The following is a 16,386-nucleotide window of genomic DNA, read 5'->3' on the forward strand; positions in this document are numbered from 1 at the left end:
GTGACCGAGGTTGCGGTGACCGGCGTATTCCCTCGACAAGGTGGTGTAAGCGCATGACCACGGACGACCGGCCACTCGTGTCGATCATCATCCCGAACTACAACTACGCCCGCACGCTCGGCATGTGCCTGCGCGCGGCGCTGAACCAGACGTACGGGCCGGTGGAGATCCTGGTCGTCGACGACGGCAGCACCGACGACTCGGTGGCCATCGCGAAGGGACTCGGCGTCTCCGTGATCTCGACACCGGCCAACGGGGGTTGCGCGGCGGCGCGTAACTTCGGCGTGGCGCGCGCCGCCGGCGAGGTGTTGTTCTTCATCGACTCCGACGTGGCCATCGCGCCCGACGCGGTGGAGGTCGCCGTCGCGCAGCTGCGCTCGGATCCGCGGATCGGCGTGATCTGCGGGATCGAGGATCCCGAGCCGCTGATCCGCGACAGCCTGCTCGAGGAGTACCGGGCGCTGCAGTACCACTACTGGTCGGTCAGCGGCGAGGGCAACGTCACGTTCCTCTTCCCCGCGATGTGCGCGATGCGCAGGGAGGTCTTCGACGAGATCGGCCCGTTCAACACCCGGCTGCGGCACACCGAGGAGGTCGACTACGGCTACCGCGTGTCCCGCCGCTACGACCTGCGGCTCACCTCCGCCATCAGCGGCCGGCACGATCACGACGACAGCCTCCGCGTACTGCTGCGCAAGCTCTTCCACCGAGGCCGGATGCGTATTCCGCTGTACGCGCGGGCGCGTGCCTTCGCGCAGGGTTTCGAGACCCGGTGGCGCGCGTACGGGAGCGTGGCGGCGCTGGCCGCGTTGGTGTCGGTGGTGGTCCCGGCGGTGTTCGGCGCGGTTTGGTGGGTGGTTCCGGCGCTGCTGTTCGCCGTGTCGGTGCTGTGCGATGTGGGCCTGTACGCCTTCGTGGCGCGCCGCCGGTCAGTCGCCTTCCTGGGGTACTTCGTCGCGATCCACTTCCTGGTGAACGTGACGATCGCGGCCGCGGCGGCGACCGGCGTGCTGCAGTGGCTCACCTCCGGCACCTTCCGGCGACTCTACGACCCCGGCCCCGGCGGCGTGCTGGAAGAGGCCGGCGCATGACGCGGCCCGCCGAGGCCGACGCTTCGGCGGCCGACCATAGGACCGCATCGCCGTCGCGCAGCCGATGGTGCCGGGCGACACGGATGCTTGTCGCTACGGCAACGGCCTGGCTGCTCGTCGTCCTTATGACCCTTCTGTTGCCATTGGACTTCCTGCCGCCTCTCGCCTACGTGGCCGTACCGGTGATGCTGCTCGTGGCCATACCTGTTGTCCGTGTCATACGAACACCCATACCGATACGGCCGCGCCTGCTCATCGCGGCCATGGCCGTCGCCGCCCTCGCTCTGGCCTTGCCGGTACGGCTTCCGTGACCCCCAAAAGCAATCATTCACCAGCAAGGAGTAGACCATGGTGCGTGTCGTATGTACCGGGCTCGGCCGAACGGGGACGAACTCCATCAAGGCGGCGCTGGAGCGGCTCGGCTACGGGCCGTGTCTGCACGCGGTGGATCTATTTGCGAACCCCAGACTGATCAGGCCATTGCTCGGAGCCATTGAAAGTGGCTCGGCGGACTGGGACGAGGTGCTCGCCGGGTATGAATCATTTGTCGGCGGGCCGGTCTCTACCCGTTGGCGGGAGCTCGCCGAGTATTACCCAGAGGCGAAGGTCATCCACACGATACGCGACCCGGAGCGCTGGCTGGGCAGCATACAAGAGACGCTGTTCAGACGGCGACAGCGCATGAGTTCGCTGCCGGGCCGGACCGCCGTCCTGCTGTCGTCGATGCTTGGCACGGATTACGCCCCGATGGTCAAGCTCCTGCAGACGACGCTCGAATCGCAGACTTTCAAATCGCCGGCCGAGCAGACCCGAGAACGCGCGATCGAGCTGTTCAAGGCGCACACGAATGAGGTCGTCGAGACCATTCCCGCCAGCCGGCTGCTGATCTTCGACGTCAAGTCGGGATGGGAGCCACTCTGCAAATTTCTCGACGTCCCGATGCCTGCGGAGCCGTTTCCCCGGATGAACGACAGAGCGGAGTACGCCAAGAGCGGCCTCGGGACAGCGGTGCCGCTGCTCCTGCGCCGGACGCGGTGATTGACGATGGTCGCCACGGAGGCGCCGGTCGGCCCCGCATCCGAAAAGCTTGACCGGCGCGTCTATGTGGTGCTGGCCGGGCTGTTGCTCGCCATGCTGCTCGCGTCGCTCGACAACCTGATCGTCGGCACCGCGATGCCCCGGATCGTCGGCGAGCTCGGCGGCATCAAGCGCCTTTCGTGGGTCGTCACGGCGTACCTCCTGACCATGACCGTGTCCGGCCCGTTCTACGGCAAGTTCGGCGACCTCTACGGGCGCAAGAAGATCTTCATGTCGGCGATCGTCATCTTCCTGGTGGCGTCCGTGCTGCTCGGCCTGTCGCAGAACATGGCCGAGCTGATCGGGTTCCGAGCCCTGCAGGGCCTCGGTGCCGGCGGCATCGTCGTCGGCGTGCTGGCGATAATCGGTGACCTTGTTCCGCCGCGTGAACGCGGCAGGCTCATGGGCTTCGCCGCGCCGGTCATCGGCGTCGCCACGATCGGCGGCCCACTGCTCGGCGGGTTCCTCACCGACCACCTCTCCTGGCGCTGGATCTTCTACATCAACCTGCCGCCAGGGATCATGGCGCTCGCGCTGATCGCCACCACGCTGCACCTGCCACACCACAAGATCAAGCACAAGATCGACTGGTTGGGCGCGGTCCTGCTGATCGTCGCCGCCTCCGCCTTGATGCTGGTGCGAAGCTGGGGCGGTTCGCACTACGGCTGGGGCTCCTGGCAGATCATCGGTCTTGCCGTCATCAGCGTCGTGTCGACACTGCTGTTCGTGCTCGTCGAGCGTCGCGCGCCGGAGCCCATGCTGCCGTTCCGGCTGTTCCGGAACCGGAACTTCAGCGTGGCCGTGTGGCACGGCTTCCTCATCGGGTTCGCGATGTTCGGTGCCGTGGCGTTCCTGCCGCTCTACCAGCAGACCGTCCAGGGCGCGTCCGCGACGAACAGCGGGATCCTCTTGCTTCCGATGATGTTCCCGATGTTCATCATCGGCCCGCTCGTCGGCCAGGTCATCAGCCGCACCGGGCGGTACAAGATCTTCCAGATCCTGGGCGGGGCGGTGCTGACCGTCGGCATGTACCTGCTCACCCGGCTCGACGTGAGCACCACGAAGCTCACATCCGGGGCGTACATGGTGGTGTTCGGTATCGGCATGGCGATGTCGATGCAGCTGACCATGCTGATCGCGCAGAACAGCGCAGAACAGCGCGACATGGGCGTGGCGAGCAGCACGTCGAACTTCTTCCGCTTGATCGGTGGTGCGTTCGGGGTGTCGCTGTTCGGCGCGATCTTCAACAATCGGCTGGCCGCCGCGCTGTCCGGGATGCCGGGCGCCGGCGTGCTGCCGGCCGGTGGCGGCGCGAAGCTCGACCCGGGCTCGCTCTCGAAGGTCGCACCCCAGGTGAAGGGGCCGCTCCTCGCCGCCATCGCCGATGCCATCCACAATGTCTTCTGGTGGGGCCTGCCGTTCACCGCACTGGTGTTCGTGATCGGCTGGGTATTGAAGGAGGTTCCGCTGCGGACCTCCGCCGGGCGCGCAGGAGAGCACCTTTCCAGCGAAGTACCAGAATAGCCGCACGAACCCATATCGTGCGCTAATGCGAGAATTGAATGGCGAATCGCCGTACGCCCACGCCTACGGCCCTTGTTTTACTTTTTCTTTGACTGATCTGTGATAAATAAGCTAAGTCCGGACGCCAATTTGCTCCTGGAGGTAGTGTGCAGATGGAGCGCGCAGGACTATTCCCGCGCTGGGCGGCACGGTTGGCGGTCGCCATGTCGGTGGCCTGGCTTGCCAACGCCGTCTTGCACCGGCTGTTCAGCGGACGGTTCTGGCTGTGGGTCCTGCCCGACCTGGCGCCTCCGCCGGTCTACATGGTGGTGCCACTCGCGTTGCTCGCGGCGGCCGCGGTGGGCCTCTTCCGCGGGCCGCGCCGGTGGGCGATGGCCGTCGCCGGCACCGCCGTGGTGGCGCTGATCCTCGGTTTCGGGCAGGCCGGGCTGAACCCACGGGCGCTGGCGGTCAGCGGCCGGGCGCCGGCCGGAGCGCTGCACATCGTGTCCTGGAACACCGAGTACTGGGACCAGACCGATGACCCCGCCCACTTCTACCGCTACCTCACCGCCCAGCACGCCGACGTCTACCTGCTGCAGGAGTACCTGAACTGGGTGAACAACGGGCCGCAGCCGGTCGACGACCTGACCAGGCTTCGGCAGGAGTTTCCCGGCTACCAGATGGCGATCAGCGGTGAACTCGTGACGCTCTCCCGATACCCGATCATCGCCACTCCCCCGATAGCGACGGCGTGGCCCGTCGACTCGTCCTGGTACTCCCAGTTCCAGGCGCGGAAGGTGCTGCGCACCGACCTCGAGGTCGGCGGCCGCACGCTGTCCGTCTACAACGTGCACATCCCCGTCCAACTCGGCCAAGGGGGGCTTCTCGACACCTCCTTCTACCGCGACGTGCACACCCGGGTGCGGCACCGCACCGCCGAGTTCAGCGCACTGCGCCGGGACGTGGCGGCCAACCATAACCCGAAACTGATCGCCGGCGACTTCAACACCACCCCGTCAATGGGGGACGTCAGCTGGTTCCGGTCCCACCTGAGCGACGCGGTACGCGCGGACGGCTCGTTCTATCCGGCGTCCTGGCCCGCGTTCGGGCCGACGGTGTGGCGGCTCGACTGGGCGTTCACGACCGGCCTTCACACGTACCGATACGGCTTCCGCAGTCCAGAGGGGATGTCGGACCACCGCGCGCAGGATCTCTGGCTCTCACTGCGTTCAGACCCGGGCCAGAAGGGCCGAACGTGACGGCGCGATGACCACCGAAACGAATAAGGCCCGGCCGGGGCTTCTCCCGGCCGGGCCACCTACCTCGGCGATCCGGCGTACCCGTGAAAGTGCAGAGCGGGGGCCCGGTCGGCCGTGGAACCGACTATTCGCAGTGGAAGCCGCGGACCCAGACCGGGAGCTCGGCGAAGCCGGAGTGCTGCCCCTCGTGTGCCCGGCAGGTCACGGTCTTCTCGGCCCCCTCGTGAGTATGGCCGCTGATGGTGAAGACACCGTAGATGGGACCGCGGTGGGTGGCGCCGTGGAACGGGAAGCAGTTGCCTTGGCCCATCCAGGCGCCGTTCTCGTGGGAGTGCAGCATGTGGCAGTGGTAGCCGGGGACGGGAGGCTGAGCCGCGCTGGCGACGGCCGGGCTGACGCCGGCACCCACCATGGCGGCGGCCAGGGTCAGGCCGGTCAGCGGAACACGCGTGATCACGGGATCCCCTTTCGGGTGTCTGGGAACTGTGCGATCCCAACGACTATCACATTGAGTAGTCGGTCACCCACTAAGCGTTAGATCCCGGCAGGCCGTGTGCGTGTCGCGCGGATGGAGCCGAGCGGGCGCAGCGCTTGCGCGCCGTGGCTCGCCGTCCGGAACGCCGATTCATCGTGACGCGGAGCCGAGCCGCAATGTCGCGCGGCTGAACGTCGTGAGAATCCGCTGGTGGGTCTGGCGGGGAAGGGATCGGCTTCCGGGCTCGCCGAGCGGCGTTCCGGGTCGTGCCGGTGCTTCGCCCAGCAGGTCGTCGAGGCCGGCGCGGGCCACCATCAGCAGTCCGTGCGTGGCCCGAGTGCAGGTCACGGCGAGCCGGCCGAAGGCCGAGTTGAACTCGTCGAGCTGGTCGGCTCCGGAGAGCGGGTGGACGGCGACGGTGATGGCGTTGGTCTGGCCCTGCCAGGAGTCGACGGTCGACGCGAGGAGCACGCCCGCCGGCAGGTCGTACTTGTCCGTGAGGCGGTCGACCATCGCGGTCGCGTCGTCCACGGCCTGATTGCGCGTGGCGAGGACGACGATCAGAGGGTCCCCGAAGGGCGCGTCGGAGGTGATCCGTTCTTCGTTCAGCGGCCTGCCGGCGCCGTCGTACCGTCGTCGGGTGATCGCGAACCCGCTCTCGAGGAGGGGCATGAGCAGGTCCTCGACCACGCCGAGCAGGTCCGGGTCGATGTCCGGCGCCTCAGGCTCGGGGAGGCCGTCGACCTCGAGCAGGGTGGGAGCGCCGGTGGCGACGGACGCCCAGACCTCGGCGACGGACCCGCTCATGGCCGGGAGCTCGATCGCCCGGTCGCCTGCGGCCGCCACGCAGTCCAGCCGGTCCCAGTCACCGTAGAAGGCCCGCCAGAGGGGAAGCTGCGCGGCCGTCGGGCGCCATACCGCGGGGAGGTCGACGGCGAAGGTCTTCTCGTCGTCCTCGTAGGCGGTCGGCCAGGCACGGTAGGGGTTGTAGCCGGGGTCGCCGCGCCAGGGGTTCTGGCCGGGGTCGATCGGCGGCAGCTGGCCGACGTCGCCGACGCCGACGGACAGCGGAGCCAGCCCCTCGACCGTGGCATAGCGGTGAAGGGGGAGCTGCCACGCCTCGTCGACGAACAGGACGTCGAACGGCAGCGTGGCGTTGACGGCGGGACCGAGGCGGTCGAGCAACCGCTGTGGCTCCCCCCACGCGCCCATCTTGTGCGAGGTCCCGAGGATCACGGCGCACGTCTCGGGGATCGCGCCGGAGGAGGTCGCGACGGTGACGTTGTCGAGCACGTCCTGCGGCACGTCCGGCATCCGGTCCTTGGCCACGAACAGGCAGACCTGGGAGGCGCCCAGCTCTCTCCCCAAATCGCCGGCGAGCGGGAACACCTGCTTGTTCGCGAAGGCGGTGACGCCCACCCGGGCGCAGTTCTCATGGCCCAGGGCTTCTTTGACCATGCGCACGAGCGCGTAGGACTTTCCGGCGCCGGCGGCGGCGCGCAGCAGGATCCGGTCGTAGTCGGCGGCGCCCTCGAGGGCCGACAGGAGCGCGGAGATGGCTCGCTGCGCGGCCTCGATGTTCCCCTCGGCCGCGGACTCGTGGTGGAGTGCGTCCTCAGGCGGCGCGGCAGAGGCCGAGAAGGTGATCGTCATTGCCGTTCAGTCCAGGTCGTCGATGGTCAGGCCGTCGGGCGTGGGCGTGGGCTCGAGCAGCGTTTCCACCTCATGCGTTCTGATGTCGAACCGCTCTTCGTCGACCAGCGGCGGCCAGATCTCCGGGTTGAGCTCACCGCGGGACCGGCGCTCCGCGAGCGTGTCGGCCCACTCGGCCTCGGTGACCGTGTGCGGCCGGCAGCACCATTGGTGCTCTTCCGGGTCCTCGGAGTAGGCGTCCGCGGTGCAGGTGGCCCTCGGGGCGGACCGGTCGTCCAGGGACGGTCGCTTCACCGCGATCTCATGGCCCGACTTGAACCGCGTGAACCAGGTGGCGTCGGCGAGGATCAGCGTGTCGCCGACCGCCAGCTCGGGGACGACCAGAGGGTCCCAGAGGAGTCCCTCGACGCCGTCCTGACGCCTGAGCGTCCCGATCGGCAGCTGCCCGAGTTTGAAGGAGCCTCTCTGGATCTTGAAGGCGGTGTTCGGGTGCTCGACGAGGGCGCGGTCGCCCACGTGCAGCGCGACGACCTCCGACGCGTCGCCCAGACGCCGTGACTTCACGTCGAGCCGGACGGGGTCGAGGCCGATCACGGTCGCGAGGGCCAGCTCGCGGGTCCCGGCGTCGGTCGCCTTGTCTCGTGCGATCGAGGTGTCCGCCAGACAGGTGAGCTGGTCGAAGCACTTGCGATCGGCGTCCAGCAGGTCGACGTGGGCGTTGCGCCAGTGCGAGTGCATCCGGGAGAAGCGGACGAGGTCGGAGGCCTGCAGCGCGACACGGCGGCCCCAGATCTCCTGCGCGTCGGCTTCCAGCACGCGGTGGACGTCACGGAGCCGGGAGAGCCCCAGCCCGTCGAGGACGCGCTGCGCCCTCTCGAGCACCTCGACGCGGTAGTCCAGGGCCGCGTTGACGAGCGCCCGGTACGCGGCCTTGTCGTCCTCGCGGCGCGCCCCGTCGATCGCGTCGGAGACGACGTTGGACAGCCGGGCACCAGGGGTCTCCGGTTGCTGCGCGATGGCGTCGGAGACCTTGCGATGGTCCAGCGGATCGGTGGCCTCGGCCCAGGTGAGGAGGTAGTCCAGGCGGCCGGCGTCGACGGCCGGGCCACCGGGCGTCACATGGGTGGCGAGCACGGCTCGTACGTCGACGATGGGCGTGCGCAGGCTCATGGCCCGGGCCCTGTCCTCCTCCAGGAGGAAGCTGACCGCGAGCCGCTCGTCGTCGTGCAGCGGCTCCGGCAGCGTGGCCGGCTCCCCGTCGAAGGTCAGGGCCGGGCGGCCGCTGTCCAGGTCGTGCTGCCAGCGCAGCCGGCTGAGTTCGACCCCGGCCAGGGAGTCCGCGGCGGTGGCCAGCAGGTCGGCGGTCGGCCGGTCCGGAACGACCAGGTGAACGGGTCCGAGGCCCGCCTCCCGGATCTCGCGGATGGCCGCGCCGAGGATCCGCATCACCGCGCGGCGGGTGAGCGGGGACTGCGGATCGGCGAACACCCGCCGAACCCAGGTGGTCCGCGCGTCCGCCCCCACCTTCCGCACGGCCACGCCGTGCATTCCGAGCGCCGACGCGTCCGACTTCACGAGAACGAGATCGACGGTGCCCGGCGACCCGCACGGGTCGGTGCGCAGACGCCCGGTCCAGGAAGGGAGGCCGGTGATGGTGGCGCGCACCTGGTTCACGATGCTTCGCGGCGCGGGCCCGTCGGTGCTCTCACCGGACGCGAGCCGCGCCACGGCAGGACGCCGGAGACGGTCGATCCCGATCTCGGTGAGGATGGCGAGCGGGTCGTCGCGGTCCCGCAGCTCCGCCCGGCAGTACGAGAAGAGGTTGCAGGTCACGCAGCTGCGCGGGTCGAAGTTCGCGGTCAGATGGGCGACGTACGGGAGGAGTTCCTCGTCCGCCGGGAAACCGTCGGCGAGTTCGGCCTTGGCCGTCAAGCGTTCATCGGCCCTCGTACGGACTTCGATCCGGTGGTCGTCCAGCAACTCCACGACGGCCTCGGGCTGCAGGAACGCGTTGCGTGGTACGGCCAGCGCTCCATGGCGATGCACGCGCATGCCGGCCGGCAGTCTGCTCCAGGCGGCGGCGGACTCCGCACCGAGCGCGACCTGCAGGAAGCCCTTGAGCATCCGGCCGTCGTCGATGCGCGAGCGGACCCGTTCGTAGTCCTTGGCGTCGCCCATGATCAGCCAGGAGCCGACGGTCCGGCCGTCTTCCTCCCGGGGACAGACGATCGCGAAGTCGGGCTGGACGGGCGTCGTGTCGGGGACGTTCTCGAGGTTCAGGTACGGAACGGCGAGCGCGGTCACCATGGTCGCCTCACCGGAGGACTCCGCGTCGAGGTGGGCCAGGGAGAGTTCGGTGACGGTGTCGGCGACGATGCCGTGGCAGTCGCGGCGGCGGATGGCCTTCGGGCGGGCGAGGCCGAGTTGTCCGACCGTCTTGGTGAGCAGTTCGGAGACGAAGTCTTCGGAGTGCACGAGGCTCTCGAAGGTCATCGCCCGCGTCCACCGAGCCTCGGGGATCCCGGCGCCGGCATCGGGGTTCCCGATGCGCGCCGCCAGCGACCTGCGCGTTCTGCGGGTGATGAACGGATCGGTCATCCGGAACCGCTGGCATCCCGCGTGCGCCGACGCGACGACGGCGCTCGTTCCACCGCCGGACTGCAGTCCCCCCATGTCCCACCCTTCACTCATGCCCGCTTCGCTACGCGACTGTAGAGCGATCCACCGAGAGCCGCATCCGGGCGCGTAAGGTCGATAGCAGCGTCATCACACGGTCAGTTGCGCCGGGCACGTCCTGGAGGCCGACATGACGAACGTTCAACAGGGTGGCAGAGTCGCCCTCATCACGGGCGCGACCAGGGGGATCGGCGCGGCCGTGGCCCGCTTGCTGGCATCCCGGGGCATGCGGGTCGTCGTCAACTACCGCAGCAGCCGCGGCGAGGCGGACGACGTGGTCGCGTCGATCGAGTCCGCCGGCGGCCGGGCGATGGCCGTGCGGGCCGACGTACGCGACGCGTCCGCCGTGCTCGGCATGGTCGAGCAGGTCCGGGCCGCCATGGGCGAGGTGGAGGTCCTGGTCCACAACGCCCTTATCCCGTACGCCATCAAGTCGTTCGACGAGATCTCGTGGGACGAACTGGGCGGCAAACTCGAACAGGAGATGCGAGCGGCCTTCCTGCTGACGAAGGCCGTCGTCCCCGGCATGACCACGCGCGGCTACGGACGGATCGTCTACCTCGGCACCGTGCTGAGCCGGCGGCCGCGTGAGGGCATGATCGCGCTCGGCACCTCGAAGGCGGCCCTGAGCCAGTTCGCCCGCTTCGTCGCGCAGGAGCTGGGGCCTCGCGGGATCACCGTCAACGTGGTGGCCCCGGGTCCGGTGGCCGAGACCGTCATCTCCGGTGTCCTCGATCAGGAGCAGAAGCAGCACCAGGCGGCCCAGGCGGCGCTGGGCCGGCTGGCCTCCCCCGACGACGTGGCCCGGGCCGTCGCCTTCTACGCGGGTGACGACAGCGGATTCATCACCGGCGCCACCGCGCCCGTCGACGGCGGACTGGCCATGGACTGACGCGTCCCGGAAGGGAGTCCTCGCAGTGCACACCATCGACCTGACCTACGTCGGGCGCGGAATCCACGAGGAACTCGTCGCCTACGTCGCCGACCAGCAGGACTACTACGAACAGGAGGGCGTCCACGTCGCGCTGCGCGACGGATGCGTCTGGGACGGCGAACGGGTCCGGCGGACCGCCACGATCGGGCTCGGCCGGGCGGTGCTGTCGCGCGTGACCGACGGCGTTCCGTGGACGGCTCTGTGCGTCAACACCGATCGGCCGCTGTTCTGGCTGCTCGCCCGCGACGCGTACGCCTCGGTCGAGGAGCTGAGGGGCCGCAGGATCGGCATCCACGCGCCCAGGACCGCGCCCGGGTGCTTCTCCCGCATCGTGCTCAGGAGGCACGGGCTCGATCCGGACCATGACGTCCGGTCGGTCGTCATGACGCCGGGCGACTACGGCCGCCACCTTCGCCGGCTCGCCGAGGGCTCCCTGGACGCGGCGTTCGTCGGCAGCACCCTGGCACCCGAGGTCACGGCCGAGGAGCACGGCCTGCGGCTGCTGGCCTTCGTCGGGGACCACTTCAGGATCCCCACGGTGGGCGTCGCCGTGGACCCCGCCCACATCGCGCCGGACGATCCGGCGGTACTGGCCCTCGTACGAGCCGACCGCCGAGCCCTGCGCACGATCCGCGACGAGCCGGATCTCGCCGTACGGTATGTCAACGCCCTCATCCCGAGCCTCAGCGAGGCGGAGGCCCGTCGGCACTACGAACGCTACGTCGCGCCGTACTTCACCGCCGACGGCCGCCACGATCCGTCCGTCGCGGCCCGGGCGGTGTCGAGCGTGGCGGAGGAACTGGGCGTGTCCACGGTGCCCGACGCGGCCGACATCTACCGCACCGAGCCAGCCGAAGGATCTGCGGAGTAGCCACAAAAAATACTACATGGCCTTGACGTAGCGTCGGGCATTTGTAGAGTATCGGCCTTACCTCGAACGACAGGAGGATGGCCGATGACCAGCGTGGCGAGCGAACCCGCCGTCCGCCCGAGCAGCCAGGGCGATGGCCTGCCTGCTCGGCGCGAGCGGGTCGAGTTCCGGACCACCCCGTCGCGGTACCGCCATTGGCGCCTGACACTCGACGGCTCCATCGCGACTCTGACGATGGATGTAGACGAACAGGGCGGTCTCGTTCCGGGGTACGAGCTGAAGCTGAACTCCTACGACCTGGGCGTGGACATCGAGCTGTACGACGCGGTGCAGCGGCTGCGGTTCGAGCATCCCGAGGTCCGCACCGTGGTCATCACGGGCGGCAAGGAGAAGGTCTTCTGCGCGGGGGCGAACATCCGGATGCTGGCGGCCTCCACGCACTCGTGGAAGGTGAACTTCTGCAAGTTCACCAACGAGACCCGCAACGGCATCGAGGACGCCAGTGCGCACTCCGGCCAGACGTACCTGGCCGCGCTGAACGGTACGGCGTCGGGCGGCGGTTACGAGCTGGCCCTGGCGTGCGAGCACATCATGCTGGTCGACGACCGCTCCTCGGCGGTGTCGCTGCCCGAGCTGCCGCTGCTCGGCGTGCTGCCCGGCACCGGAGGGCTCACCCGTGTGGTCGACAAACGGCACGTGCGGCGCGATCTGGCGGACTACTTCTCCACCAGGTCCGAGGGCGTGGGCGGGAAGAAGGCCGTGCGGTGGCGGCTGGTCGATGAGGCCGTGGCCCGTACCGCCTGGGACCGGACCGTCGCCGAGCGCGCCGCCGCCTTCGCCGAGCGCTCGGACCGGCCCGCCGGCGCCCGCGGGATCGAGCTGACCCCGCTGGCCAAGACGCGTACCGACGATCACATCGGCTACCGGTACGTCAGCGCGGCCCTGGACCACGACCGCGGCGTCGTGGAGATCACCGTCCTCGGTCCGGAGACCGACGCTCCGGTCGACGTCGCCGGCATCCACGACCAAAGCGTCGACTTCTGGCCCCTGGCGCTCACCCGCGAACTGGACGACCTGATCCTGGACCTGCGCACCAACGAGACCGAGCTGGGCACCTGGGTCTTCCGTACGAAGGGCGACGCGGCCCGGGTGCTGTCCCATGACGCGCTGCTCCTGGAGCACTCCGGCGACTGGCCGGCCCGCGAGATCGTCCTGTACCTCAAGCGCACGCTCAAGCGCCTGGACGTCACCAGCCGCAGCCTCATCGCCCTCATCGAGCCCGGCAGCTGCTTCGCCGGCTCGCTGCTGGAGCTCGCGCTGGCCGCCGACCGGTCCTTCCAGCTGGTGGGCGTCTTCGAGGACGTCGACCCCGACGCCGAGCCGGCCGCGATCACGATCGGCCCGATGAACCTGGGCCCGCTGCCGATGGGCAACGGGCTGACCCGCCTGGCCACCCGGTTCCACGGCGACCCCGAAGCGCTGGCCGCCGCCGAGGCGGCCGAGGGCGACGCGCTGCGGGCCGAGGACGCCGAGGGACTCGGCCTGGTCACCTTCATCCCCGACGACATCGACTGGGAGGAGGAGGTGCGCATCGCCATCGAGGAGCGGGCGTCGCTCAGCCCCGACGCGCTGACCGGCCTGGAGGCCAACTACCGCTTCGCGGGCCCCGAGACGATCGAGACCAAGATCTTCGGCCGACTGTCCGCCTGGCAGAACTGGATCTTCTACCGCCCCAACGCCTCCGGCCCCGACGGCGCGCTGCGCAAGTTCGGCACCGGACAGCGCGCCGACTTCGACCGGAAGCGAGTCTGACCATGACGATCGCCGACTACGGCGAGAAGATTCCCAACAACGTCGATCTGCGCGACGACCGCCGCCTGCAGCGGGCCCTGGAGTCCTGGCAGCCGAACTTCCTCACCTGGTGGGAGTCGATGGGGCCGACACTGCCCACCGAGGACGTCTACCTGCGCACGGCGATCAACGTCGGCCGGGAGGGCTGGGCCCATTTCGGGCACGTCGCGATGCGCGACTACCGGTGGGGCATCTTCCTGGCCGAGCCGCGGGCGGACCGGCGCATCGCGTTCGGCGAGCACAAGGACGATCCGGCCTGGCAGAAGGTCCCCGGGGAGTACCGCGCCGAGCTGCAGCGGCTCATCGTCATCCAGGGCGACACCGAACCGGCGTCCGTCGAGCAGCAGCGCAATCTCGGTGCGACCGCCCCCAGCCTGTACGACCTGCGCAACCTCTTCCAGGTGAACGTCGAGGAAGGCCGCCACCTGTGGGCCATGGTCTACCTCCTGCACGCCCACTTCGGCCGCGAAGGCCGCGCCGAGGCCGAGGAACTGCTGCATCGCAACTCCGGCAGCGAGGACTCCCCACGGATCCTGGGCGCCTTCAACGAGGAGACCCCCGACTGGCTGTCGTTCTTCATGTTCACCTACTTCACCGACCGGGACGGCAAGTACCAGCTCGGCACGTTGAAGGAGAGCGGCTTCGACCCGCTGTCGCGCACGTGTGAGTTCATGCTGAAGGAAGAGGCCCACCACATGTTCGTGGGCACCACCGGCATCGACCGGGTGGTGCAGCGGACCGTGGAGCTGATGCGGGAGCACGACACCGACGAGGTCGTGGGCCACGGCGGCATCCCGCTGACGGTCATCCAGAAGTACCTCAACTTCCACTACTCGGTGTCGCTGGACCTGTTCGGCTCGGAGACCTCCACCAACGTCGCCAACTACTTCACCGCCGGGATCAAGGGCCGTTGGTCGGAGGAGCGCCGCAAGGACGACCACCGCCTCACCGATGACTCGATCATGGTCGACGCGATCGTCGACGGCCGGATCGGGCAGACCGAGGCCGCCGCGCTGGTGGGCCTCAACACGGACCTGCGCCGCGAGTACATCGGTGACTGCCAGAACGGCGTGAACCGGTGGAACCGCATCCTGGAGGAGGCCGGACTGCCTCAGCGGCTGCGCCTGCCGAGCGTCGCCTTCAATCGGCAGGTCGGCGCGTTCGCCGGCATCCAGGCCACCCCGGACGGCGAGGTCATCTCGCAGGACGAGTGGCGGCGACGCGAGGGCGAGTGGCTGCCCACCGAGGTGGACAAGACCTACGTCCGGTCGCTCATGCGACCGGTGTACGAGCGCGGCAAGATCGCGGCCTGGATCGCCCCGCCCCGTCAGGGCATCAACGGCAAACCCGTCGATTATGACTACGTCCACCTCGCCTGACATCGGACGGCAGCACATGAGCGAACCCTTCAACGCCTGCCTCTACCTGCTCGACCGCCACCTCGAGCGGGGCGGCGGCGACCGCCTGGCACTGACCGGCGCGGACGAGGACGTCACCTACACGGAGTTGCACGAGCGCGTCCGGCGCACCGCCGCCGGACTGCGCGCGATCGGCCTACTGCCCGAGCAGCGGCTGATGATGTTCATGGCCGACTCACCGGACTTCGTCACGGTGTTCCTCGCCGCGCTGCGGATCGGCGCCATCCCGCTCCCGGTGTCCACGATGCTGCAGGCGGACGGCCTGGCCGAGCTGCTGCGCGACTCACGGGCGAGGCTGCTGGCGGTGACCCCGAACTTCGCCGCGACCGCGGCCGAGGCCGCCGCCACGGCGCCCGAGCTGGCCGGCGTCCTGGTCGGCGAGGGCGCCACGATCACGGCTCCCGTGCCGGTGCACGCGCTGGCCGACCTGGCCGCGGCGGGACCGGACGGCGAGCCGTACGCCACCACCGCCGACTCCCCGGCCTTCTGGCTCTACACCTCGGGCACCACCGGAACGCCCAAGGCCGCGATGCACCGCCACGGCGCGGTCCGCGTGGTGTGCGAGACCTACGGCGACCGGGTTCTGGGCATCCGGCCCGGCGACCGGTGCCTGTCGGCGTCCAAGGCGTTCTTCGCCTACGGCCTGGGCAACTCGGTGCTGTTCCCGTTGTGGGCCGGTGCGGCGACGATCCTGGAACCCGCACCGTCCCGGCCGGAACCGCTGGCCGAACGCGCCCGGACGTTCGGCGCGACGCTGTTCTTCGCCGGGCCGACGTTCTTCGCCAACATGCTCCGCGCCGATCTGCCCCGCCGAGCCCTCGAAGGGGTACGGCTGACGGCATCGGCCGGCGAACCGCTGCCCGCCGCCCTCTATCACCGGTGGACCGGCCACTTCGGGATCGAGATCCTTGACGGCATCGGCATGACCGAGATGCTGCACATCTTCCTGTCCAACAAGGAGGGCGCCGTACGGCCCGGCACGACCGGATTCCCGGTGCCCGGCTACGAGCTGCGCATCCTGGATGGGGAGGGCCGCGAGGTCTCCCCCGGGACGCCCGGAACCCTGTACGTGCGGGGCGAGTCCACCGCGCTCGGGTACTGGTCCCGCTATGCGGCGTCCCGCCGGGTGTTCCAGGGCGAGTGGCTGTGCACCGGCGACACCTACGTGCGGGACGACGACGGCTACTACATCTGCCAGGGCCGTACCGGCGACATGCTGAAGGCCGGCGGCATCTGGGTGTCGCCGGCCGAGGTGGAGACCCGGCTGCTGGCGCACCCGGCGGTCGTCCAGGCCGTGGTGGTGTCCGCCACCGACGCCGAGGGCCTGGAGAAGCCGGTCGCCTACGTCGTGACCGACGCCGGAGCCCAGGTCGCCGAGGCGGAGCTCATCGAGTTCTGCCGGGCCGGGCTGCCCTCGTTCAAACGCCCGCGCCGGGTCGTGTTCGTCGAGGCGCTGCCGACCACTCCCACCGGCAAGGTACGGCGCGTGGAGCTGCGCGCCCACGCCGCCGGGGTGCTGTCCGGTCCGCAGCAGGAGGTCGTCGCGTCCTAGGCGAACCGACGCCTGATGTAAAA

Annotated in this window: 12 protein-coding genes; 9 read left to right on the forward strand and 3 right to left on the reverse strand. The window is 69.5% G+C overall.

Going from position 1 to position 16,386, the window contains the following annotated elements:
* Positions 1-53: 53 nt before the first annotated feature.
* From ACQP2O_RS30570 to ACQP2O_RS30585, 4 genes are all read left to right on the forward strand, one after another.
* Positions 54-1,091, forward strand: coding sequence for a glycosyltransferase family 2 protein (locus tag ACQP2O_RS30570; RefSeq protein ID WP_433171049.1), 1,038 nt, complete (start codon positions 54-56; stop codon positions 1,089-1,091).
* A gap of 348 nt (positions 1,092-1,439) precedes the next feature.
* Positions 1,440-2,129 carry a sulfotransferase family protein gene (locus ACQP2O_RS30575; RefSeq protein WP_433171050.1) on the forward strand — a complete coding sequence of 230 codons (690 nt, stop codon included), beginning with the start codon at positions 1,440-1,442 and terminating at the stop codon, positions 2,127-2,129.
* Between the two features lie 6 nt (positions 2,130-2,135).
* Positions 2,136-3,692 carry an MDR family MFS transporter gene (locus ACQP2O_RS30580; RefSeq protein ID WP_433171052.1) on the forward strand — a complete coding sequence of 519 codons (1,557 nt, stop codon included), beginning with the start codon at positions 2,136-2,138 and terminating at the stop codon, positions 3,690-3,692.
* A gap of 152 nt (positions 3,693-3,844) precedes the next feature.
* Positions 3,845-4,933 (forward strand): endonuclease/exonuclease/phosphatase family protein, encoded by a 1,089-nt coding sequence (locus tag ACQP2O_RS30585; RefSeq protein WP_433171053.1) that lies wholly within the window; start codon positions 3,845-3,847, stop codon positions 4,931-4,933.
* A 124-nt stretch (positions 4,934-5,057) separates the two neighbouring features.
* Here the strand turns inward: ACQP2O_RS30585 and ACQP2O_RS30590 are convergent, their stop codons facing one another.
* The 3 genes from ACQP2O_RS30590 to ACQP2O_RS30600 all read right to left on the reverse strand — a co-directional run bounded on the left by ACQP2O_RS30590 (position 5,058) and on the right by ACQP2O_RS30600 (position 9,752).
* Positions 5,058-5,390 carry a hypothetical protein gene (locus ACQP2O_RS30590; protein WP_433171055.1) on the reverse strand — a complete coding sequence of 111 codons (333 nt, stop codon included), beginning with the start codon at positions 5,388-5,390 and terminating at the stop codon, positions 5,058-5,060.
* Between the two features lie 168 nt (positions 5,391-5,558).
* Positions 5,559-7,061: a hypothetical protein gene (locus ACQP2O_RS30595; protein WP_433171056.1), complete on the reverse strand. Its 1,503-nt coding sequence runs from the start codon at positions 7,059-7,061 to the stop codon at positions 5,559-5,561.
* A 6-nt stretch (positions 7,062-7,067) separates the two neighbouring features.
* Positions 7,068-9,752 (reverse strand): hypothetical protein, encoded by a 2,685-nt coding sequence (locus tag ACQP2O_RS30600; protein ID WP_433171058.1) that lies wholly within the window; start codon positions 9,750-9,752, stop codon positions 7,068-7,070.
* A gap of 115 nt (positions 9,753-9,867) precedes the next feature.
* Between ACQP2O_RS30600 and ACQP2O_RS30605 the strand changes: the two genes are divergently transcribed.
* The 5 genes from ACQP2O_RS30605 (at position 9,868) to ACQP2O_RS30625 (ending at position 16,363) form a co-directional block, all read left to right on the forward strand.
* On the forward strand, positions 9,868-10,629 hold the full coding sequence (locus ACQP2O_RS30605) for an SDR family NAD(P)-dependent oxidoreductase (protein WP_433171060.1): 762 nt from the start codon (positions 9,868-9,870) through the stop codon (positions 10,627-10,629).
* A gap of 25 nt (positions 10,630-10,654) precedes the next feature.
* Positions 10,655-11,542: an ABC transporter substrate-binding protein gene (locus tag ACQP2O_RS30610; protein ID WP_433171062.1), complete on the forward strand. Its 888-nt coding sequence runs from the start codon at positions 10,655-10,657 to the stop codon at positions 11,540-11,542.
* An 84-nt stretch (positions 11,543-11,626) separates the two neighbouring features.
* Complete coding sequence (boxC, locus tag ACQP2O_RS30615) at positions 11,627-13,354, forward strand: 2,3-epoxybenzoyl-CoA dihydrolase (protein WP_433171064.1); 1,728 nt, start codon at positions 11,627-11,629, stop codon at positions 13,352-13,354.
* Positions 13,355-13,356: 2 nt separating this feature from the next.
* Positions 13,357-14,772, forward strand: coding sequence for a benzoyl-CoA 2,3-epoxidase subunit BoxB (gene boxB / locus ACQP2O_RS30620; RefSeq protein ID WP_433171066.1), 1,416 nt, complete (start codon positions 13,357-13,359; stop codon positions 14,770-14,772).
* A gap of 16 nt (positions 14,773-14,788) precedes the next feature.
* Positions 14,789-16,363, forward strand: a complete 1,575-nt coding sequence (locus ACQP2O_RS30625; protein ID WP_433171068.1) for a benzoate-CoA ligase family protein — start codon at positions 14,789-14,791, stop codon at positions 16,361-16,363.
* Positions 16,364-16,386: the final 23 nt, after the last annotated feature.

Source organism: Actinoallomurus sp. CA-150999, assembly GCF_050942425.1.
In the GTDB taxonomy this organism is placed as follows: Bacteria; Actinomycetota; Actinomycetes; order Streptosporangiales; family Streptosporangiaceae; genus Actinoallomurus.